Raw genomic sequence first — 22340 nt, forward strand, 5'->3', positions numbered from 1 at the left:
TGTTTGTTGCCGAGAATTGGGGTATTCAATGTGCTGGAATTTTGCCAATTTATTCGAGAGCTCCGGGGGAAACTCCGGGGCTTTTTGCGCTTTTAGGATTTTTGAAAATCAGGGCTGGGCTTGACCTTATTTTTTCTTGTTGACCTGCTTTTGGGGATAAAGCTGCATTAGGAAAACTTCCTTCATTTTTCCCATCTTGCAGCTAAAGGAGCATTGAAGCATGAATAATCCGGCTTAGCAGGGGCGAAGCCCCGCAGGGGCAGGGATGAAGCGGGTTTGTTTGAACCACAGCGGCCCAAAAGGCCGATGAGGTGAGCCGCGCGAGCCCGGTGCTGACGTCTAAGCGGCAGCAGCCCCACAAAAAAAAGAAAAATTCACCTGAGTGAGGCATCGCTGGCTTTAACCCGAATTATTCAGGGCATCGGATATTTTGCTTTGTGCTCAGTGCTTTTTAACCCGAATTATTCACCGCTAAATTAAGTAATTCGCCTTAATTGATTTATTATCAATCAATAGGCTCATTTCTGCTGATTTTTTAAATTGCCCAAATTTGGGCAAGCTTGCTTTCTCCTCATTCATCTGCTTCGTTGAAAAAAACTCGAAATAGGAGACTATTCCTTCATTTTTTCCGCCTTGCAGCTAAAAGAGGATTGAAGCATGAATAATCCGGGTTTAAGTGGTTTTTGGGATTTTTTAGTCGGCCGTATTGGTGTGAGCTTGTTTTCTTCTTATTCCGCCATTCCCTTATGCCTATTTCAGCTTAAGGATAAAAAAGGGCCACCCCAATGTTGGGGCAGCCTCTAAGCATCGGATGGATTACACCACATTATTGGGTTAACACACGAATGTTTTGTTGATTCCCCTCCTGTTTGATTTGTAATATGTACAAGCCTGCGGGTACTTCCGGCGTATCAATGGTTAATTGATTTTCCTGGACCTGAACCTCTTTTTGCCAAATGGATTGTCCCTGCTGATTGATCAGGCTGATTTGAGCCGGCCCTGCTTGCAGGTTTTTCAGGCTTAACCAGTGATCAAATGGATTTGGATACACCTCCAGTGCGTGGGAACTTTCGGCGAATTGTCGGTTATTGGCCAGTCCGTAATAATTGGCGAAATTATCGGCATACGCATGGTTGCCTACTGCATCCCAATTGACGGACCAGGTCATCCAACCCCGAAGGCCCGGGTATCCCGATGGATTTTGCAATTGGTAGTTACCACCAAAGGAGATTCCCTTGGTCAGGTAGTCCAGGGCTTTTTGAACTTCTGCCGGTGCAGTATAGCCTCCGGCAGGTGCTGCAGCAGGGGTGGCGGGTAAGCCAATGGCCACCTGATCTTCCCGGAAAGCATCAAAGAAGCCGGCCGTACTTTGGGTCTGGAATCCCTGCAACATCATTTCGGTCATGGCCACAATAAAGTCCGCATTGGCCTGACTGTAAATTTGCCCGTCGTTGGCGATGACACTTCCCGTATTGTAAAGCTGCACGTGAACATAATCCAGTTGGTCGCGCAGGGCATGCAGGATCGGAAGATATCCCCCCCAGGAGCCGCCATAAGCATTTTTTCCGCCCTGTACATAGGCCGTTTCCGGAGCGGAACTCATGATCAGCTGGTTATTGAAGCGGGCATTGATGTTTTTAATGGCATTGATGAAATTCACCACCCGCGGGGTGGTCGGATTTTTAAAGTCCACATCACCGGAATTCAGGGATAGGGAAGAGCCTTCCAGGTCAATATCCAGTCCGTCAAAGCCGTACTGATTGATCAGCTCCACCATGGAATCTTCAAATTTTTGTTGCTCGGTCGCATTGTCCAAATGGACCACGCCATTCGCCCCACCGATAGAAATCAATACCCGACGACCCTGGCTTTGCAAAAGGGCCACATCTTCTTTGAATTGCTGACGGCTGGCCTCGGTGGGTTCATTGCCCTGATTGTTGAGGTCAATAGGATCAAATACCATGGTATTGTCGATGTCCCGAATTTTTGGTTCCGCAAAAGCGATACATACTACATTGTACATCGGGTTCACCTCCGACAGGCGAATGTAGGGCGCGCTGGAAAGGTTCCAGTTATGCCAATAGCCGACCAATACGCGCTCCGGAGCGGTGGGGGCAGCAGGGTCTTTAACCCGAATGGTGATTTCTTCTGTAGAGGTATTGCCCTCATCATCCGTAGCACTGGCCGTAATGGTATAAAAACCATAAGCGGTCGGATTGAAGGTGTAGGTGTTGCCATTGTGGCTTTGCCCATCCACCTTGATGCTGGTGGCGGTAATGCTGCCGTCATCAGCGGCTTCAATGGAAATTTCAATGGCCACTAATCCGTTGAATATTTCATTATTTTGGGGAGCGACAAAGCTGATCGTTGGGCTTGTTCCTCCTCCGCCGGTATCACCACCTTCACAGGCGCCCAGTGGTTTCCACCAATGGTCGGCGGTACCCGGGGTTACATTATATAAATTGCTGGTGAGTGCTTCATAGCGTTCACCTTCATGGGATACAATATCTCCGGTTTGGTAAATGGCAGGATAGGGCTCATAGGCGGGAATACCAGCGCAATCTCCTCCGGTACTAGCGGACGCTTTAACGGTCACCGTATGGCTTTCACTCACGGTCAGACCTTCGCTGTCTGTAGCAGTGGCGGTGATGGTATAAGTGCCAAAGGCGGAAGGCATCCATTCAGCCGTATTGCTGCTCCAGCTTTGATTGTCTACTTCAATCATGACCTCCGTTAAGTTATCATCCGGATCACTGGCCTCAATGGCAATCGAAATAGTTTCCAAAGCGGCCTGTTCGAAAGTAGTTCCATCTGCCGGGCTAAAGCTGGTAATCATTGGCGCCTGGTTAGTGGTTTCATCGATGATGGTGATGGTAATTTGAGCAGAGCTGGTCTGGCCGGCATCATCGGTGGCCGATGCGGTCACCACATAGGCGCCATAGGCAGCAGGGGTGAATTCATAGGTATTACCGCTCACGGTATTGCCATCCACGGTCAGGCTGCTAGTGACGATACTGCCATCATCAGTGGCCAGGAAGCTGATAGCAATCGGGCTGAAGGTGGCCTGAACCACGGTGAGGTCTGATGCCGGATCGATAAAGGTAATCTCCGGTGCCTGGTCCACATTCACATCGCCGCAATCTGCCAGATAGGCCCAGGTAGTGGCATCGGTGCCGGGTTCCACACCGACGGCCCACCATTTTTGGAAAGTGTATACTTTCGCCTGGTGACTGACTTTCATGCCATTGGTTTGATAAGTGGTGGCCGCATCATAGGCGGGGTAGTCGGCACAATTCAGCGTGGTTCCCGGACAGGCGGATTGCAATTTCCATACATCTGAGGAACCGGGCTGGCTGGCTGCTGCGGCTTCCCAGGCGGCCTCATAAAGGAAACCTCCAAATACGACCTTACTTCCGGCTGGGTATACCTGAGCAGTCCATTCGTCTCCGCAATAGGCTTCCACTTCCAAAACTTCCACTTGTATAATCAGTTCTGAAGTTTCGCCGGCATCATCGGTGGCGGTGGCAGAAATGCTAAAGTTGCCAAAAGCAGATGGAAGCCAGTTCGCCTGAAGGCCGGTGAAAGTTTGCCCATCCACACTAATGGAGGAAGCAGCAATGGTTCCGTCGGCATCGGTAGCGGTAAATTCCAAAGCGACTGGTGCCAGTTCGGACAGCTCAATCACCTGACCATCAGTGGGGGAAACCGCAGTGATAACAGGCAGACTATTGGGGCAGTCAGGCCCTTCGCATTCCAGACTAAAGGTAATTTGTTGGCTGGCGGTTTCCCCATCATTATCTACGGCAGTGGCCGTCAGGGAATAATTTCCGAAAGCGGCAGGGGTCCAGTCTGCTGTCCACTGATTATTGTTAAGAGTGGCCTGCAGTTCCTGTCCGGCTATTGTAAAAGTCAGGCTGCTGATGCTGCCATTCTCATCAGAGGCGGTAGCGATCAGGGGGATGGCCGCCAAGGCAGGTGTGGAGGTCAGACTTTCCTGATTTTGTGGGGAAAGGATATTGACTATGGGGCTGCCATCGCCTTCAGCAAATACCTGATTGAGGGTGTTCACTAAAGGCGATTTGGTATCCGGGCAATAGGGTAATTTTCCAAAGGTAGTTTGCACGGCGGGCATTTCCAGATCACCGAATACTTGCCATACAATGACACCGCCAATCTGATGGTCATTGACATACTGGGCCTTTTCGCTGATGGACTGCTCATTATCAAAGCTCAGGAAGTAATTGCCCTTGGTCAGGTAGGGGACACGGGCGGTTTCATCCCAGTGGTAGGTCCAGTCGGTAGTTTTTTGTCGGATAAATTCATAGGTGGGGGTGGCATCGAAATCACCGAAATTGGTGAAATCTCCGGCGGTCATCACTGGTCCATCCGGCTGCAAAGTACGTTGGGTTTTCACCGTGGGGGCATTCAATGCAGCGGCTCCATTGGTCACTACCCCCCGGCCGTAAAAGCCCACACCCATCGTGATTTTTTGCGCGGGAATACCTAATTGGTCCCTCATATAAGTGAAGGTGTCATTCCAGGACATGGCGCCATATTCTTCCCCTTCATAGGAATAAAGAGGTGAATTGTGCCCGGCAATATTGGACCAGCCACCATGATAGTCATAAGACATCATATTGTAATAATCCATGATGTTGTTCAGCTTACTCCATTCAAAATCCGCTAATTTGTTAGGAATGGCAGAAAAAGCAGCAGTGATCAGCTTATCCGGACCGATAGCAGCACGAATTTCCTCCATCATGGTGGTGAAATTGACATAGTCATCGGGACCGTAATTTTCGATATTCATCCCCACATTTCCGGGATATTCCCAGTCAATGTCGATGCCATCAAAGCCCATGTCGATGAGGGTTTTACAGTCATTAATGAAGTTGGCCCGGAGTTGGGGGTCGCGTGCCATCTCCGGAAAATGCTTGCACATGGACCATCCTCCGATGGAGGCCATCAGTTTGACATTGTTGGCTTTACAAAGTTCGATGATGCCCGGCGCACCACCCGGCTTGGGGAAGGGGATCGGCATATCACCTTCCAGACCGGTCTGGCTATTGGACCAGCGGTTGCCATTGATGATATAGCCGGCAGCTTCAGCTTCTGGCGTCATGACATAGAGCAGCTCTAGCTCGCCATACAACAGGTAATAATCCCAAGAGCTGTATATGTCCGGATGCAGAAGCTCGCCCGGTTCCTGAACGGCTCCGTTCTGATAAATGGATTTATTCCTTAGATCACCGGAATGAAGGGTACCGTCTTTGGCCACGCCAAAGAAAGAAAAGTTGAGAATGGTGTATTGGCTATAATCAATATTGAGCTGATTATAAGCCCCTTTGGCCGGTACTCCATGCTTAGTGTCCTTCCAGGCATCCCATTGGGTGAAATAACCAATGATTTCCTTTTGGTGGTCTTGAGTGGAATAGGGGGCATTCCCATCCACTTGCGCGAGTGCGATTTGAGCGGACAGGAGCAGAGCAAAAAGTCCTATACGCCAAATGGTATTAATAATTTTCATAGTAAATAAGTTGGTTAAGTGAAACAAACAATGGCCATTTGCTTATGATATAATTTATGGAATATCAGGGGGTTATGCCGAGTGGTTCCGGTGTACAATTGGGGGTACAGTAAGCATCAGTCTATAATATTTAGGGGTACTGATATTTAAATTAGGTAGACCTTAAACAGTTGATGGAAGTTTTTGGGGATACTAAACAGCGTAAAGAAAAAGATGTAAAAAAATATAGCACCTTGCGTATTTCGAAATTAAAATAAGGCGCTGGACCTGAGTGAATTAATAATTTTTATTTTGTAATGATTATAATTTGCGTAATTGGTATATCATTTTTAGCCTTATTTAGAAATTGCCATTTAAAAAAAGCCGAGTTTTAATTATTTGCAGGAAGAAATTGAACAAATTTCACAGGGTATCTTGGTTTCGCCCTGTTGCTATACCTCCTGTATCTAAGCCGGATTAAGCAAGTATTGCCATCCGACTGCCCCCACTACACATTATAAAGGTTGGCGTATCCCAAATTATTGCAATTTTAGTGTGGCTTTTGCGGTTTAAATATTCGGCATCCATAGAATTCTGCTTACCTTCGTATAAACAGCGATTTTAACATGATTAGTAGCGATAAAATTACCTTTGATGCCATTGAGCTTTATCCGATGCCGGAGGCGATATCGGAAAAGCTGGAAGCTTTATATGCACAGATGAACTCTCTTTCCGGGGTGAATCAGCTGGATCGATTGATCACGAAGCTACGAAAGTTTATAAAGGAGCATCCGTCGTACCCGCAGGCTTACAATTATTTGGCGAATGCTTATGTCATGCAGCGGAATATGGACAAGAGCAAGGCAGTAAATGAGTTGCTGTTTGAAAAATTTCCGGATTATTTATTTGGCCGCGCGGCTTTGGTGGCGAGTGATTTGGACGAAGATTTTCTGGAGGACATCACTTATCTGTTAGGGGAAGAGTTGGAGTTGGACGCCCTGTACCCGGATCGGGAGCAGTTTCATATTCAGGAGGTGACGGCTTATTATTTTGCGGTGGCGAAATATTATTTTGTGTCGGAGCAATTTGAAAAGTTGAACGAATTGTATTCGGAGCTGGACAAAATATTGCCGGATGAGCCGATGACGCATGAAGTGTCGAAATTAGTGATGGCGGGAAATGCCCAGGCTCTGGAACATGAACATGAGCATGTGCCACACGTACATTCGCATCCGGAGAAATGGGAGCAAACCACGGTAGCGCCAGAATTCCAATTTTCGGAGGAAATGGCGAAGTTCTATCAGGAAGAAGAAATCGAGGAAGCGGAATGGAAGGCGATGCTGGAATTGCCAAAAGAAGCGCTGGAGGCTGATTTGCTAAAGGTGCTGGAAGATGGCTTCCGTCGATATGATCATTTTGAGCAGATTGAGGAGCAGGACTTTATGTTCCGCGCGCTGGCGATGCTAACGGATTTGCGTTCGAAGGAAGGCTGGAAATGGGTGATAGAGGTCACCAAGCAGGGAGAGGAATTTATGATGTTCCATTTTGGGGATGCTTTCCACCAGCTGGTGAGCCGTTATGCATATTATGCTTTTGAACCCTCGGAATTAGAGCGTTTTGAAAACTTTTTCCTCGAAGAAGGAATTGCCGGCTTGGATAAAGCTTATGTGGTGAACGTGATCGCCTATGCGGAAATGGGTGGCCGGATTGAAAAGGCTGCCGCGCAGGCTTTTGTGCAAAAGGTGTTGCAGGAATTGTGGGAGGCCCGTGATAACAGTAAGCTGACGGATGCTTTTCTGAATTCTACTTTGATTGGCCTGGCGGCAGATCTCAAAGTGAAGGAGTGTCTGCCACTGGTAAAGCAGTTTTTTGATGAAAATATGGTGGTGCCCTCATATTTTGGTGATTTTGCGGAGACGGAGCGTTATTTTGATGCCCAGAGTTCGGTATCTCAATATAAGGCACAGCCGGAAGGTTGGGCATTTTGCCTGAATCCACTGAATTTGACCGATGAAGATTTGGATAAGCTGATGCAATAGAAAATTTGCTTATTTATTCTTTCCACAAAATATGTATATTGGGACTCTTAATTTTTGGGAGTCCCTTTTTCGTGGACTTTTGAGATTTGTAGCATTCCGTATCCCGGAAGTTATCGGGTGGCAGGGAAGGCTTGAAATCTCTAATGGTTTGTTTTTTGATTAATTTGAAAGGAATGATTTTAGACGGAGTATTGATCAGACCAGAAACGGCAGAGGATTTTGAAGGTGTTTACGAGGTTAATAAAAGCGCTTTTGATTCAGAGGCTGAACCTCAATTGGTAAATGAATTGAGAGCGGAAAAAACCGCTTTTATTCCTGAACTTTCATTGGTGGCCACCTTCAAGGGAAAAATTGTGGGGCATATTATGTTTACCCATTTGGGGGTAAAGCATCCGGAATATAAAGGAGGGATGATTACCCTTGCGCCCATGGCGGTGCAGCCCGAATTTCAGACCCAGGGTATTGGGAGTGTTTTGATTCGCGAAGGCCTGACGCAGGCCCAAAAGATGGGTTTCGAAACCGTAGTGGTGTTGGGGCATGAAAAGTATTATCCGAAATTCGGTTTTCAGGAAGCCGCGCTTTTTGGGGTGAAAGCGCCCTTTACGGTACCTAGCAGCGCTTTTATGGTGAAGATTTTGTCAGAAGAGTTTAACCCGGCCCATGCAGGTGAGGTGATTTATCCCCAGGCCTTTGAATTGGTATAAATGAAATTCAATAGCATATGCTCAGCAGGCTTCGGTCTGCTTTTTTTGATTATGGCTGCCTGCTCTTCAGATCAGAGGGAAGTCGTTCCCCCTTCCGATAGTTTTGTGATGGGGGCTGACTTATCCTATGTCAATCAGCTTTTGGACTTTGGTGGACAGTATGCCGATGCCTCCGGAACCCCACAAGACCCCTATGCACTATTTGCCGACATAGGAACGGACTGGGTACGCTTAAGGCTCTGGCATGATCCACTGTGGACCCGCGATATTTATGGGAATGCCGGTACGCAAATGTACAGTGACCTCGAGGATGTAAAGCTGGCGGCATTGAAGGCTAAAAATCAGGGAATGGAAGTATTGCTGGATATTCACTATTCCGATACCTGGGCAGATCCGGGGCAGCAAGAGTTGCCGGCAGCCTGGGCCAGGCTGTCCTTAAATGAGGTGGAGCAAAAGGTGGAGGAATATACTTATCAAGTGCTGGCGGAAATGCAGGCTGCGGGATGTTTACCCCTGGCGGTGCAGGTGGGCAATGAAATCAATACCGGCATGCTATTTCCACATGGTGCGTTATTCCCTGAGGGAAGTGGTACGGCAAATCCGGAGGGATTGCGGAAAATGCTGATCGCGGGCCTGAAAGGCATCGCCCGTGCGGAGGACGCCTTCGGTGTGGAAATCCAATCGGTGATACACTGTGCCCAGCCCGAACATACCGATTGGTTTTTTAGTACCGTTTTCGGAAATGCGCCTCTGGACTTTGATATTCTGGGCGTCTCCTTTTATCCGGCCGGAAGCAGCCGTTCCATTGCCGATATGGGCAATGCCATTCGAAATTTGAAAAGTAAATACGCGAAAGAAGTCATGGTGCTGGAAGTGGCTTATCCCTGGACGCTTGACTATGCCGACCACAATAATAATATCCTGTGGGCTGATGACCTGATCAATGGGTATCCCGCCAGCCCTGAGGGCCAACTGACCTTCTTCCGGGATTTCTGTCAGGAAGTGAAAAGTGCCGGAGGATCCGGCGTTATTTATTGGGAGCCCGGCTGGATCTCCACCGATGCCAAGACGCCAGGCGGTAAAGGTTCTGCCTGGGAAAATGCGACTTTCTTCGATTTTAAAAACGAAAATCGTTTGCTGCCGATAAGGGAGGTGTTTGGGGAGTTTTAGCGGTATTAATCTATGTTGTTTTAAGCCGAATTATTCACCGCTAGATTTAGTGATTTGCTATAAATATCTTGAAATCAGAGTGTTGTGGTTGGTTTTGTCGAATTATCAATAGCTCAAATTTGGGTTATCGAAAATTTTGCAAATCCAGTCGTAATGAAATGACAAACAGTCTCTTGTGGCGGATATAATAACTAGCGGTGAATAATTCGGGCTAGGGGCTGCCCTCCGCTACACTCCGGTCGGGCTCGCGCCAGTCGCTCTTTGGGCGAGGGCATAGGGGCCGGAAGCGTGCCCTGCCCAAAGGAGCTCCAACAATGGCTTGATCCCTCAGCCGAATGCTCGCCTGATTAGCACCATGCGAGAACAAGAGCTGGAAGTTCCTTTCTCTTTTTTTCTTGTAACGGTTTCCAACTACTGAGGTCATCGGTATTGAGCCTGGTCCATAGCCTCATTTATGCTTAAATCCTCATTCATTTGCTTCCTTGGAAAAAATGAAGGAATGAGCCCTATTTCGGGCATTTCTACCAAAGGCTCCAAAATATTTCGCTCATAAGTTGCTGCCAGGGCCTGTGGTGGAATAAGCGCATTAAGGGTTTCGTGATCTGAAATTTGTTCGATTAAAAGATAATTTTTAAGTTTCCTCTGGATGTATTTAGTGTTATAATAATATACATATATTCATCCCTCGTAAAACCTACTATGATGCGCTATCTCTTGATTTTTTTGTTTGCCATATTATCTAATGCCGTCAATGCTTGTGACTGTATATTTGAAGGAGATTTCTTTCGGGACAGCCAGTTATCAGAGCTGGTGGTCTTTGGGGAGGTAATCGATTATAATTCTTATTATGCCCATAGCAGAGCACCGTTTCCGACTTCCATTTCATTTCTGATTAAGGAAAAGTTGCGCGGGACGGAAAGACGCGATACAATAACCGTGTTCGGTGATTTGGGGTATAACTGCCGACCCTATATAAGTAAATTTGCCCCTAAAACAGAATGGGTATTGGCCATGACAAAAATGAGTAATGAAAAGGAGTCGGATTATGAAATATCAAGTTGTGGAGCGTATTATCTTCAATATTTGAATGGAGAGGTGATATCGGAAACTTTTGGAAAGGAGCGCCTAAGGTTTCCTTATGATCAGGTGGTTAATTTAGTCAGGTACCCTGCTTTAGTTCCCTATCATTGGCCCGCTAAATACCTGGATAGCACCGAAGATGGTCTTTCGTATTTTTTAAATTGTGATGTCCTTCCCAAAAGTAATATTCCCAACCGAAGGTTAGCGGATATGGTGAAGCGGGAGCTGAACCTTCCTCCCGGATTTTTGGAGGAAGGAGATTCCTATCTGTTTTTAGTAAAGGGGATAGTGGATGAAAGAGGCCACTACAGGTTCAATGGTTTTTACAGACAAGTTCACTTTCTTTCATTTGAAAGCGACTATATTGGAAGCCAATTGAAATTTATTTTGGAAAATACGGGAGGTTGGCTTTGTGGCTTGGAAGGAGGTGAGAAAGTTGCGGCAGAGGTTGTTACGCCCATATTAATAGAGCGCAGGCTGTGACCAACAGGTAGTGTATCGTGAAGGCTGATTAGAGGAGTCGGGATATTCTACTCTCTTTTTATTTCCAGGGGTAAAGCATAAAATGACAAAAAAGAGGTTGGTGGTTAATTACCTGGGATTTTTTGGTGTTTTAAGCCGGATTATTCATCCTTAAATCCTCGATTAGCTGCTAGGGGGAAAAAATGAAGGAATTTTTCCTATTTCGAGTTTTTTCCAAGGAAGCAGATGGGTGGGAAGGAAGCAAGCCTACTCCAATTTGGCTTATCAGAAATTCAGTAAGTTCAATCATAATGAAGTGACAAACAGCCTCTTGTGGTGGGTTCAATAACTAGCGGTGAATAATTCAGGTTAATGACCTAATGGGTGATTTTCTAAGCAAATAGTCACTTTAAAAACCGTAATGATTTCACTGTTAAAAAGGACTATTTAGCTGAACATGACCTGTAGCAGTGCTTTTTAGCTGATTTCCCATTAATATTGAACAACATTTTTTGAGCAACAGCACTATGAAAAATACAGAACTCGTTTTTAATATTTGGTTTATCGTTGACATCAGGACCGGATTATCTTCCGCCGCATTGTTTAAAGCTTATCGTTTGTCCGGTAGTGATGATGACAAGTTTAAAGTTTTGCAGGAAGCTGCAGCAGCAGATTACCCGTCTGCTCAACGCATTGATTTTGATAAGGATACTTTTGCCAATATCGGTGAGGCGGAAAAGATGAACGGGATGATTCCCGACAATTTAATCAATTCCTATTTTTATCAGAATATGGATTTGTTCCTAAAGAATATGGAGCAGGAGGGCGAAAAATTCCCAAAGGAACCGCTATTCATTTCCACTTTTCTGATGCAAAATGAAGTAGGGGAAATCCGGCCGATGACTTCTGAAGCCAATAAGGAATGGGCACTGGCAGAACAAAAGAGATTGAAAAAGGCATAGGCCTGGTCAGAGTCTTTGGTCATAGACAATAGTTAAAAAAGGATTTGAGGAGATTCAGATCCTTTTTTTATTGTGAATACTCCTCCTCATCTGACCCCTTGCCCACGATTAAAATCAGGGGCAAGGGATGATTCCAATTTTTTGATCCAGCTATTGATTCTACGCTCCGCTCAAGGGGGGGCATTTGGCTGGTCGTTGGCTTCGTCTAAGACCTATAATCTTTGGAGCATTTGCATCATTTTCTTTTTTCGAGGGAAGGCACCCCACCTACCGATGGAAGTCAACCTTGGTCAAAGCGAGACGCTTCGACCAGAGGGGGGCTGGTCATGGGCAATGGATACCCTCTAAAATCCCTGGCAGATTGGCCAAAAAAACGGGGATAGTGCCAGCCCCGCCTGTTCATTAGAAGACCGTACAGGTCACTCCATCATAATTAACGCTTCCCGGTCCTAAGTTAACAGCGGCTTTTAAACATTTTATATTTTTTATCACTTAATTAGGGTCTGCTTAAAAAGGTCTCTTTATTTTTCTTGAAATTTGGTTGACCAATTCCAGCTTCGATTATTGATGTTACTAATGCCCATAAATCATATTCATAAATAATGAAAAAAAGGTCAAAAAAGATTCCTTTCATGAAACTTTCAAGGTTAGCAATAAAGAAGATGGCACCAATCCAAGAATTTGTGGTGTCTGATCTTCGTGCCTTAATATTATTCAATCCATACCCTCTTTTAGTTTGTCCAAATTTTCCTTCTACATGACTCCTCAATTTTTGATGGATAACCTTATTCTCTTCCCGCTCTTTAATTTTTTCAGGATCTTTAGGAGGAGCTCCAAGAGGTGAGCCGACGAAAGTTATATCATTTTGATCATAAACTTCTCTAGCATTTCGATTTCCATAAATTTTGTCTCCAACAATTCCATTTAGCTTAGTGTGAGGGTGCCGTAGTTTATGTGCTTCAATATGCTTTTTGATAATCTCCTCTTCCCCTTCATAGTATGCTTCAAAATCATGATGGTCAATATAAGAATAGCCTTGGTCAATAGATATTGATATTTTAGCTCCAAATTCAACATTCGCTCCAGACTTCCCTCTTATGATGGGGCGAATATGTGGTTGATATAAGTTTACAATACGGAAACCAACCGTATTTTTCTTCTCTTCAATCATTTCCATTTGTTGGCGATACACTTCTTGAATAACATACAATAGCTTCAAAAAACGCTTATTCAAAGGAATACCTACCTTAATTTGGTCTAATAGACGATGAATATGCCCTATATTTCGATGAAGATACTGTAGTTGTTTTCGATTTGCAGCCCTCCAAAAATCGGCGCCTTTCTTCTTTTTTCTTGTCAACGCTAGAAATTCTTTTTGGGCTTTTTGTCGATAGCTTCTAGGTTTCTTAGCATCTGTTTTAACAAATTCCCATAATATATCGATGATTTTTTCTGATTCAATGCGAGCCTTATTGATCAAAGCCAGGTCGGTCGGATAAGGAATTTCTTGCACCGCTACAGTAGCATCAACTGAAATCGAGTTTTCAATTTCAGGCTTCTTATATTTTGTATCACTTTCTACATTTTTTTCATCACGAAGTTCGCTTTGCTCATCAATACTAACGTCATGACTCTGGAGTAAGTGACTTAAATCATTAAAGTCTTTTATGGTCAAACGCTTTCTAATTGTCGGAAATAATGAAGAATCGAATACCTGATCATGTTGAAATTTATGCAATCCAACAAAGTATTGTAGATATGGACTTTCTTTGATTTGTTCAATTGTTTCTCTATCAGACAACTTATATTTGTGTTTGATAATCAAGGCTCCAATCACTAAACGCGCTGGTTTAGGTCTAGCTCCTTTGTCGAAGGACATGTTCCGTTCATAGATCCTTTTTAATTGACTCCAAGGAATTTCTTTGGCCATAATAATCCATCTATTATTGGGATTAAGGCCACCCAAATACGGGTCCATAAAATCAGAAATCTCAAGTTGATCAGGGGAATGCTTAATCATAGTGCAAGCTAAAAAAGTAGGAAAGGAGCCCTGGGGCTATTTAAAGGACAATTTACAAAATTTCCCCTTGCACTAAAAGAGATTTAATGTGATTTAATAAGTTGATCTTCAGTCGTTTTTAGATAATTCGAGCTATTTCAGCAGACCCTATTTATAATAAACCAGTGGCTATTTCGAATAGTAAATTTAAAATAATACTTGCCTTAAGTGGCCTTTTTTTGTTGGGATGGGGGCTAAGCTCCTACCTTTCTGCCCGATATTTGGTCCGCCCCAATCCTTCGGATTTTAATAATATCACCCAGCTTGATGGTTTTGCGGTGGAGGACCTCAGTATTCCCTCAGCGGATGGACTGATGATTTCTTCCTGCTTCATACCTCATCATCACCAGGAAGGGATATCCAAAGCGGTAATCCTTTTATCGGGGATTAGGGGAAATCGATTGGGCCAATTGGAAAGGGCGAAGTTCTATTTAAACCAGGGCTATGCTGTACTCCTCCCGGATTTAAGAGGAACCGGGAAAAGCGAGGGGAATGCCATCAGTTTTGGATGGCATGAGCAAAAGGATTTAGTCGCCAGTATTGCTTTTTTGCGTGATAGCGGCTTTGAACGCATAGGAGCGGATGGCCAGTCTTTGGGTGCTGCAACGATTGTGTACGCATGCTCGGCGACTGATTTGCTTGATTTTATAATATTGGAGTCTTGCTATGATAATATTACCCATGCTTTTAATAATCGGATCGCTAAATTTAAAATTCCATTATTTCTATTTCAACCGGTGATCTATTTTACAGAACAGCAAATTGCCGCTTCCAGGGAAAGTTTAAGTCCGGTAGCGTTGATTCGGCAGGTGCATAGCCCTAGCCTGATATTGGCCGGAGATCAAGAAAGTCAGATTCCGGTACCAGAGACCGAGCAGCTTTTTCGTAATAGTGGTGCTGAATTAAAAAGATTGCACTTTTTTCAGGGCGGAAAGCATGAGGATCTGTATCGCCGTTTTCCTGAAGAATTTGAAAAAGTGGTAATCGAGTTTCTTAAGGAAATAGAAAAAACGAAGTAGAAAAGTGTAATGGAATTTTTTACGCTATAGACTTTTTTGTCAGGGGCTGCCCTCCGCTACACTCCGGTCGGGCTCGCGCCAGTCGCTCTTTGGGCGAGGGCGAAGGGGCCGGAAGCGTGCCCTGCCCAAAGGAGCTCCAACAATGGCTTGATCCCTCAGCCTGGCGAGCTTGCGCCCGCAGGGGGCAGTGCATGCAGTGCTTTGGGTATCAGCTGGTAATTTTTTGCGCTAGTATGGATTGTTTGATAGGATTTATTACTGGTTAGTGCATTCCCCCCTTGGACGAGGATGGTGCTACCGGAATAATGTGAGCAGCTCCCTTTCCAAGATCAAATGGATTTTTCTCAAAATGGGTGTGCTACCTTTCCTGAGTAGAAATTTGCCCATGCCTAGACTGGGAGCTGGTGCTAGGCCTAAACAGCTGAACGAGTTCATTTTTTGAATGTCCAAATTTATTTATCGTAATTTTTTCCATGGATTATATTGATAGTTAGCCATATAATCCTGCCACTTCACAATCAGTAATTTTTCAATTCCTTTCTCCAGAATGGGGCAAAAGCCATATTCGTAACAAAAATAATAGACATGGCCCTTTTGGGTGAGGTAGAGATTGGTGAAGTATTCAAAGGAGAATTCATAACGCAGCAATACTTCTTTGCGAATGATCCCTTTTCCTTCAGGGGATAGTTTTTTGAGAATATTTCGATTTTTCATCAATAGCTTATTTAAGGCGATCGTTCTGGCGAAAGCATCTTTGCGCTGTTGATTATGAAAAGCAGACCGACACTTGCTATCGCAATATTTTCGATCTGCCCGCCCTACCAGAATAGGCGCCTGACAATACAAACAAACATCTGCCATTTAATTCATTTAAAGTTCTTTTGAAACGTTTATACTCGTTTATAAACGTTTCAGTCCTCCTTTAAGTCGCTTCTATTGAGTATTTTACAAATAAAAAATGGCTCCTAATCCCAAATACATCCGTCTGTCTAAACTACAAATCAACCAAGGGAAATTTATCCGCATTGACTTCCCCTGGGAAGAAGGGTTTAAAAAATTGATCAAACAACTCCCGGACCTAAAATGGAATGCCCAACTTGCCTGTACCTACATTCCGCATACCGCCTATCATATACAATGTATATTCAGACTTTTTAAAGGGGTAGCCTGGGTAGACGGAAAGGCCATTTTTAGAAATAAAGCGGAGCGGCAGGATAATTACCAGGGGCTACAAAAAAAATATAAAAACATCAGTATTGCCCCCGATCGCAAGGAAGCTCTACAAGCGATGTTGGACAGGCTCGAAAGTTTAAGGTATAGTTACCATACTGCCAATACCTACCTGCATTGTTTCCAGCAATTCCTGGCCTACTACCGCAGAATACCTATTAATAATATCGAAAAACATGAAATAGAAAAGTATTTATTGCATATGGTGAGGGTTAAAAAAATGTCTGCTTCCGCTCAAAATCAAGCCATTAATGCCATCAAATTTTACTACGAACATATCGCCCAGCTCGATACGCAATTTTACCATGTACAGCGACCCGCAAAACCCAATTCACTGCCAAAAGTCATCAGTAAAGAAGATATTCAAAAACTAATTTTGCAAGCCAAAAACACCAAACACCGGGCAATTATTGCCTGTATTTACGGCGGAGGCTTACGCGTATCTGAAGCTTGTAACCTCCGGATAAAAGATATTGACTCCAACCGCATGGTAATCAATATAAAAGGAGGAAAGGGCATGCATGACAGAACAACCATACTTTCACAGAACACCCTGGCCTGCCTTAGAAAGTATTTTAAAGCCTACCGACCGACCACTTATTTGTTTGAAGGAACAAAAAAAGGAAGTCCTTACTCCCCAGTGTCTATCCGCCAGTTTTTAGATCGTTATGCCAAAAGGGCCAATATACAGGTGAAGGTAACGCCCCATATGCTACGCCATAGTTTTGCCACTCACCTATTGGAGGACGGAGTGGACCTGAGGTATATACAGGCGCTATTGGGGCATAATTCCAGCAAAACAACGGAAATATATACCCACGTAAGCACAAAAAATATGGGGTCGTTCAAGAGTCCGCTCGATAATATGCAGTTTTAGGATTAAAACGCGGCGCTCTTGGATAATAAGCAAGAGACCACTATTTTAATGCGATATTAAAAATTGTGACTCAGGTGGCGAAGCTGTGTCCCATACATGGCGGATATCGATCATATGATCGTTTTGATTGGCTATCGATCACTCGAGTCACTGATATACAATTGTTGTGGTGCATTAAAAGACAAACGAAATCGAGAATTGGAAAGAATATATTGACAAAAAATTTCAACCTGCTGAAGACTTTGAAATAAACGGACAACAGGACTCACCGACATTGGACTTAAAACACATTCGGACAGGAACAATTGTGAGTTTTATTTGGCCAGATGACGAATGGAAAAAAGTATCTGACATTCAATATTGGAATAAAAAGACAGAAGGTTGGTCAGGCGAGTTTGGAGACGTTGAATTCAACGATGAGAACAAAGAGAAAGTTGACAAATTTTTGGACTCTGTATTCGAAACGGGTTGGTCAAGCAAGGATATTTATCTGTTTGGTAAACATTATAAATCCATTGTTTTCGACCGACCAAATCTCAAAGGACATAAATTCACCTATTGGAGTTCGAATTATGGATGTTTAGCATTGATATTATTTCCAATTTTTCTGATAATCGGACTTTTAATAAGGATTGGACTTTTAGGACGAATAGAAACAATAGAAATTGAAGCAATAAATAAAAAAAACGACACCACAACAACGCATATAGCTTATGGCGGGTGAATGGCTCCCAGCAAGGTTTTCGCTTCGTAGCCAAGTTCAGTCTCGGTGGACAGCAAAGTGCTTCGAAACCGCCACAAGCCATATGCAAACCGTTGTGCGTAATTATATAAAGACCCTACTACAACTATTGACCGTATTAATTTTGACAGCAAATTTTGCCAACGGACAGACTATGGACAGCACTTTAAAAAAGCTAATTAACAATAAAATAATTGAACAAAAACAAGTGAAGGATTTTGAAGAACTTCTTAAAAAAGGTGATTCAAAATCCAAAGCAACCTATCTATATTCTCTATTTCAAATTGAATTTAAGAAGTTGACAGGAAAATACTATTCAGAAATTGGAACGCATTTAAGTTTTGGAGATGAAAAACCTAAACTAGCAGAACAGTCCAAAATAAACGAAGAACTCATTCAATATCTTTCGAAGCTTAAATCTTGCGATTTAATAAGTGAAAATCAGTTCATTCATTTCCAATCCAAGGTAAACAATAATGAATTTATTCATTCACTTCAATTATTACCAACAATAATTGAGCAAGTAGTATTAAAGGAACATATGAACCCTGATAAACTCAAAGTATTTGCAGATAAACTCAAAAGCAAAGAAATTGTGAGTTTAAAGTATGATAATCTTATTGCAGATATAGAACAAGAGAAGCTACAAAAGCCTATCGATTTTTTAAAATACTGTAATAAAGCTGTCATAATTAACGAGCAAGATTATCCGAATGAGCCTCAGAAATATCTTGAACTTATACATCAAAAGACAGCAAGCATAATTCCCGAATTGAGTTTTGTGAATTTTGAATTTCAAGTTGTGCTTGACAGCTCAATTTCCGACAGTGATAGTAAGTTCTATGATTTTGTTGTTTCACTAAAATCAAACGGCAAGAAATATAAACAGAAAAGTAGCTATCACTTATATAGTCCGAGCAAAAACCAATACTACGGTAACAAAATAGACCAACAAGAATATTATAAAATCTTCAATAAAATACTTGCTGACCTGCAATCGTCTTACAGACTACACGAAGTAAAAGCATATCAAGGAAACGCAGTTGAATGGAAAGTTTTTGGAATAATAGCATTGACAAAAGAACAAGCAGATTTGCTTCACGGTGGTGGTGTTTATTTTACACCAAGCTACGAAAGCTTTAAAAATAAATTGACAAGCAAAAAAATTGAACAGACTATAGAAGAGTATAAGAATATTGGATTATTATCACACTTAACAAGTGAACAAATTGAAAAAGCAAAAGAGAAGGTTTCCGAACAAGAGAATAGCAATCTAAATGACGTTTTAATGGCTTTTCCTGATGTTATTTATATGTTTGATACAGAATTAGGTAATCTTGAAGACCCTTACGCTGAATTAATTCGAGAGTACAAGAAAATATCTCACGATGATTTTAAGGCGACTGAAATATCTGACAATTTTGACATTGAGAAGAAAAAGAAAGTTGAATTAAAATTTAAAATTGGAAATAAGTCGTACAGCAAGATGCTTAAAATTGAAAATGATTGGATTGATACCGAGTTTTTCAATTTCACAAAATCTGTTGTTTCAGAACAAAACTTGGAAGGACAGTTCTATGAACTTTATTCAGGTGGACAAGAAGCAAGTATCATTTATTTGACACAGGAGCAATACGACTATTTAAGAACAAATAAATTGCTAGTATTTGGTGACGAATGGCGGACAGAAGAAGAATAACTACGCACAATAAATAGGAATACGAGCGGTCTGCAAGACCCAGCGAATATTCCCGGTTGAACTACACCCCTGAGCGCATGGAGTCCCCGAGCTGATACTATGTGTTTTTCGGCAAGTTTGTCGATGATTTTATTAACCCCTCAGCCTTCATTACAAAAATTTGAAGCTAAAAATCATCAAATATTGACTTTCCAAAAGGTGATTCTTTTGGTTATTTTTCGATTTTCAGCCTAATCTCCGAGGTTGAGGGTGTTCGGTCCCAGGCCACATGAAAATGCGGCTTTTTTTCGTGGGTATTCAAAATTATTGCAGGGCCTTGTAGAACAAGGTGCTGATGGCAATGGCAGGCGAGCGAATTCTTGGAAGCTCCCGAACGATAATCATTTTACCATGCTCGCAGTGAGGACACTTTTTGAAATCCTTACCTGCGATGCGATGGATCACTGCCGTTGCAGTTTCATTGCTCTGCTGAATTTTCTTTTCGACCGGATGTTCCTCTGGCTGAAATTGCAGTTTTAAATTCCGCTTGGTGGTCGCATTATAGAGTCCATAATATCGGATTTTGACAAAATTCCTCGGTAGAATATGCTGACAAAATCTTCTGAGGAATTCAACCCCAGTGATCGTTATGGCGCTTTTTTGCCCACCTGTCCGATAGTTTTTAGCAATGAAAGAGACATGGGTTTTGGTGATTTTTAGGATGCGCTGGTTGCTGATCGCTACCCGGTGGGTATACTGACCAAGATAACGGATGACGTGCTCCGCATTGGCCATGGCGGGCTCACAATATACCACCCATTTTTTCCCATAAGCATTTTCAATGGTCTCCTCAAAATCGGATAACAGCTGTTTTTTCCGTAAACGCCGTTTGAGTAAGTCCAGAAATTTCCCTTTAAAAACACCACTTAACTGATGCACCGGATAAAGAAATTTTTGATGGTCGCCCAGCTTTTTCCAGCAACCTTTCAAGTCATAGCCCGCTGCCGGCACCAGGCAATGAAGGTGAGGATGCAGCGATAAATTTTGACCCCATGAATGCAAAACACAGACCGCCCCCGTTTCCGCACCGAAATGCGTATAGCCGAAGTTTTTTAAGGTGCTCCAGCAAGCAGCGAAAAGTGCACTGTAATACAGTTTTCGATCATAAAGACAAAGTCGGTTGAGCACATGAGGCACAGTAAACACCAAATGATAATGCCTGACCGGAAGGGTTTTCGATATCAGTTTTTCGATCCATAAAGCCTGCTTGGAAGCCAGACATTTGGGGCAGTGACGGTTTCCACAACTATTATAGCTATAGCGGACCGTATGACAACAGTCGCATCGTTCTTCATGCCCTCCCAATGTGGCAGTCCGGCAGTGAAGCAAATCAGTAAGCACCCTGAGCTGTTCAGCGGTAGGCTTTTCCTGCTCACAATATTGCTTCCCGAATTGTCGAATGACATCCGCAATTTCGACGGCTGGTCGCATTATCTCCGTCCATATAGGGTGTCCAATGGACTATGTGGTGTTAGCCTTTCGCATTGCGCCACATGTAAATAAATCATCGTGGTGCCGATTTCAGAGTGCCCAAGCAGGTCTTTTACAGTAACGATATTTAATCCATCTTCCAGTAAATGGGTCGCATAACTATGCCGAAGTGAATGTAGATTAACCTTTTTTTGAATTTGCGTTTTCTTCAATGCTTCCCGCATTACCCAAGACAAACCACGGACACTGTATTGACCGCCATCTTTTCCATTAAAAAGCCAAATGTGAGGGTGTTCCGCAGAAAGATATTTTTTTAAACCAACAACCATCACTTCCGAAAGGGGCACAATACGGTCTTTTTTATATTTTGACTGCCGGATATGAATTGTTTTTCGCTCCAAATCAACATCGCCCAATTTTAGGTTGATCACCTCCTGACCCCTTAGGCCAGCTGAGTATATTAGCGTGAGAACGATGCGCTGTTTGAGTAAGAAAGGCGCAGCAAAAAGCTCTTTTAACTCTGAGCGATTCAAAATGACCGGCAATTTGGTGTCCCCTTTAAGGGAAGGTAGGGCGATGGCATTTTTATTCATCCCCAACAATCGGAAATAGTAGCGCAAGCCATAAACCATATGCTTGAAGCTAATCGGGAGGGTGACTTGGGGTCACGGGCTAAAGCCACCAGATATTCATTGATCTCATCCTCACTGATTTCCTCCGGCAGCTGTTTAAAATGAAGTACAAATAGCGCCACCCGCCGGACGTAATTGTTCAGTGTGCTTTCACTTTGACCGCGTAAGCTGACCTGAGAAGCCATTTTCTTACATACGTTCTCAAATTCCGGAACAGCAATGATGGCCTGCTCAACGATGGTTAATCCTTTCTTTTTTCTCATCTTTTTTTGTTTAGGTGAAAAATGTGAAAGGTTTAATTTATAAAAATCGGTATGATCACTATCTTTAGTGATGATGAGCTATCCCGAAGGGATTTAGTTCAACAATGTATATAAAAAATAGGCGTAACAGTTCTAAATTCAAGGGTTTTGGCTCTTATCATAGTTCGTGTTTAACCGAAAGTATGATGCTTAGAAAACGCCTACTTTTCATATACTAACCGTTGGCAAACATTGATAAAATCAAATGGGGAAACTGGAACAATATTTCAAAGGAGAAGAAAGCTGGATTAAATATTCCAATCTATTTGGTGAAGACTGGACTAACTCTAACTTTCAGCTGAAACTTTTAGAGAAGTGCAACGGAAAACTTGATATAGCGAAAGTCATATTCTATCACCTTGGGGAAAATAGCCTAAAATGGATGGA

15 protein-coding genes are annotated in these 22340 nt (G+C 43.2%); 9 read left to right on the forward strand and 6 right to left on the reverse strand.

Annotated elements, in window-relative coordinates; translation table 11 throughout:
- Positions 1 to 826: 826 nt before the first annotated feature.
- Positions 827 to 5527 (reverse strand): glycosyl hydrolase family 18 protein, encoded by a 4701-nt coding sequence (locus AAA970_RS15895; RefSeq protein WP_338237877.1) that lies wholly within the window; start codon positions 5525 to 5527, stop codon positions 827 to 829.
- A gap of 605 nt (positions 5528 to 6132) precedes the next feature.
- Between AAA970_RS15895 and AAA970_RS15900 the strand changes: the two genes are divergently transcribed.
- The 5 genes from AAA970_RS15900 to AAA970_RS15920 all read left to right on the forward strand — a co-directional run bounded on the left by AAA970_RS15900 (position 6133) and on the right by AAA970_RS15920 (position 11923).
- On the forward strand, positions 6133 to 7545 hold the full coding sequence (locus AAA970_RS15900; RefSeq protein ID WP_338237878.1) for a hypothetical protein: 1413 nt from the start codon (positions 6133 to 6135) through the stop codon (positions 7543 to 7545).
- A gap of 173 nt (positions 7546 to 7718) precedes the next feature.
- On the forward strand, positions 7719 to 8249 hold the full coding sequence (locus AAA970_RS15905; protein WP_338237879.1) for a GNAT family N-acetyltransferase: 531 nt from the start codon (positions 7719 to 7721) through the stop codon (positions 8247 to 8249).
- Positions 8250 to 9419: a glycoside hydrolase family 53 protein gene (locus AAA970_RS15910; protein ID WP_338237880.1), complete on the forward strand. Its 1170-nt coding sequence runs from the start codon at positions 8250 to 8252 to the stop codon at positions 9417 to 9419.
- Between the two features lie 699 nt (positions 9420 to 10118).
- Positions 10119 to 10982 (forward strand): hypothetical protein, encoded by an 864-nt coding sequence (locus AAA970_RS15915; RefSeq protein WP_338237881.1) that lies wholly within the window; start codon positions 10119 to 10121, stop codon positions 10980 to 10982.
- Between the two features lie 506 nt (positions 10983 to 11488).
- Entirely contained in the window at positions 11489 to 11923 is a 435-nt protein-coding gene (locus AAA970_RS15920; protein WP_338237882.1) for a hypothetical protein, read from the forward strand.
- Between the two features lie 496 nt (positions 11924 to 12419).
- On the opposite strand, the gene AAA970_RS15925 is transcribed toward AAA970_RS15920, so the two are convergent.
- Entirely contained in the window at positions 12420 to 13943 is a 1524-nt protein-coding gene (locus tag AAA970_RS15925) for an IS5 family transposase (RefSeq protein ID WP_338237883.1), read from the reverse strand.
- Positions 13944 to 14107: 164 nt separating this feature from the next.
- Here AAA970_RS15925 and AAA970_RS15930 point away from each other — a divergent pair, with 164 nt between their 5' ends.
- Entirely contained in the window at positions 14108 to 15001 is an 894-nt protein-coding gene (locus tag AAA970_RS15930) for an alpha/beta hydrolase (protein ID WP_338237884.1), read from the forward strand.
- A gap of 456 nt (positions 15002 to 15457) precedes the next feature.
- Here the strand turns inward: AAA970_RS15930 and AAA970_RS15935 are convergent, their stop codons facing one another.
- Complete coding sequence (locus AAA970_RS15935) at positions 15458 to 15862, reverse strand: hypothetical protein (RefSeq protein WP_338237885.1); 405 nt, start codon at positions 15860 to 15862, stop codon at positions 15458 to 15460.
- Between the two features lie 97 nt (positions 15863 to 15959).
- On the opposite strand from AAA970_RS15935, the gene xerA reads away from it, so the two are divergent.
- The 3 genes from xerA to AAA970_RS15950 all read left to right on the forward strand — a co-directional run bounded on the left by xerA (position 15960) and on the right by AAA970_RS15950 (position 19549).
- On the forward strand, positions 15960 to 17108 hold the full coding sequence (gene xerA, locus AAA970_RS15940; RefSeq protein WP_338237886.1) for a site-specific tyrosine recombinase/integron integrase: 1149 nt from the start codon (positions 15960 to 15962) through the stop codon (positions 17106 to 17108).
- Between the two features lie 307 nt (positions 17109 to 17415).
- A complete protein-coding gene (locus tag AAA970_RS15945; protein WP_338237887.1) occupies positions 17416 to 17832 on the forward strand; it encodes a hypothetical protein in 417 nt (138 codons plus the stop codon).
- Positions 17822 to 19549 (forward strand): hypothetical protein, encoded by a 1728-nt coding sequence (locus tag AAA970_RS15950; RefSeq protein ID WP_338237888.1) that lies wholly within the window; start codon positions 17822 to 17824, stop codon positions 19547 to 19549. Before AAA970_RS15945 ends, AAA970_RS15950 begins: the two co-directional genes overlap by 11 nt.
- A 303-nt stretch (positions 19550 to 19852) precedes the next feature.
- On the opposite strand, the gene AAA970_RS15955 is transcribed toward AAA970_RS15950, so the two are convergent.
- From AAA970_RS15955 to AAA970_RS15965, 3 genes are read right to left on the reverse strand one after another with little or no spacing between them, the layout of a single operon-like run.
- The gene (locus tag AAA970_RS15955) at positions 19853 to 21019 is read right to left on the reverse strand and encodes an IS91 family transposase (protein ID WP_338237889.1); all 1167 of its coding nucleotides are present in this window, start codon (positions 21017 to 21019) and stop codon (positions 19853 to 19855) included.
- The gene (locus AAA970_RS15960) at positions 21019 to 21639 is read right to left on the reverse strand and encodes a tyrosine-type recombinase/integrase (protein ID WP_338237890.1); all 621 of its coding nucleotides are present in this window, start codon (positions 21637 to 21639) and stop codon (positions 21019 to 21021) included. Before AAA970_RS15960 ends, AAA970_RS15955 begins: the two co-directional genes overlap by 1 nt.
- Positions 21609 to 21914 (reverse strand): phage integrase N-terminal SAM-like domain-containing protein, encoded by a 306-nt coding sequence (locus AAA970_RS15965; RefSeq protein WP_338237891.1) that lies wholly within the window; start codon positions 21912 to 21914, stop codon positions 21609 to 21611. The genes AAA970_RS15960 and AAA970_RS15965 overlap by 31 nt, the downstream gene beginning before the upstream one ends.
- Between the last annotated feature and the right edge of the window lie 426 nt (positions 21915 to 22340).

Origin of the sequence: Persicobacter diffluens (assembly GCF_036244895.1) — a bacterium.
In the GTDB taxonomy this organism is placed as follows: domain Bacteria; phylum Bacteroidota; class Bacteroidia; order Cytophagales; family Cyclobacteriaceae; genus Persicobacter; species Persicobacter diffluens.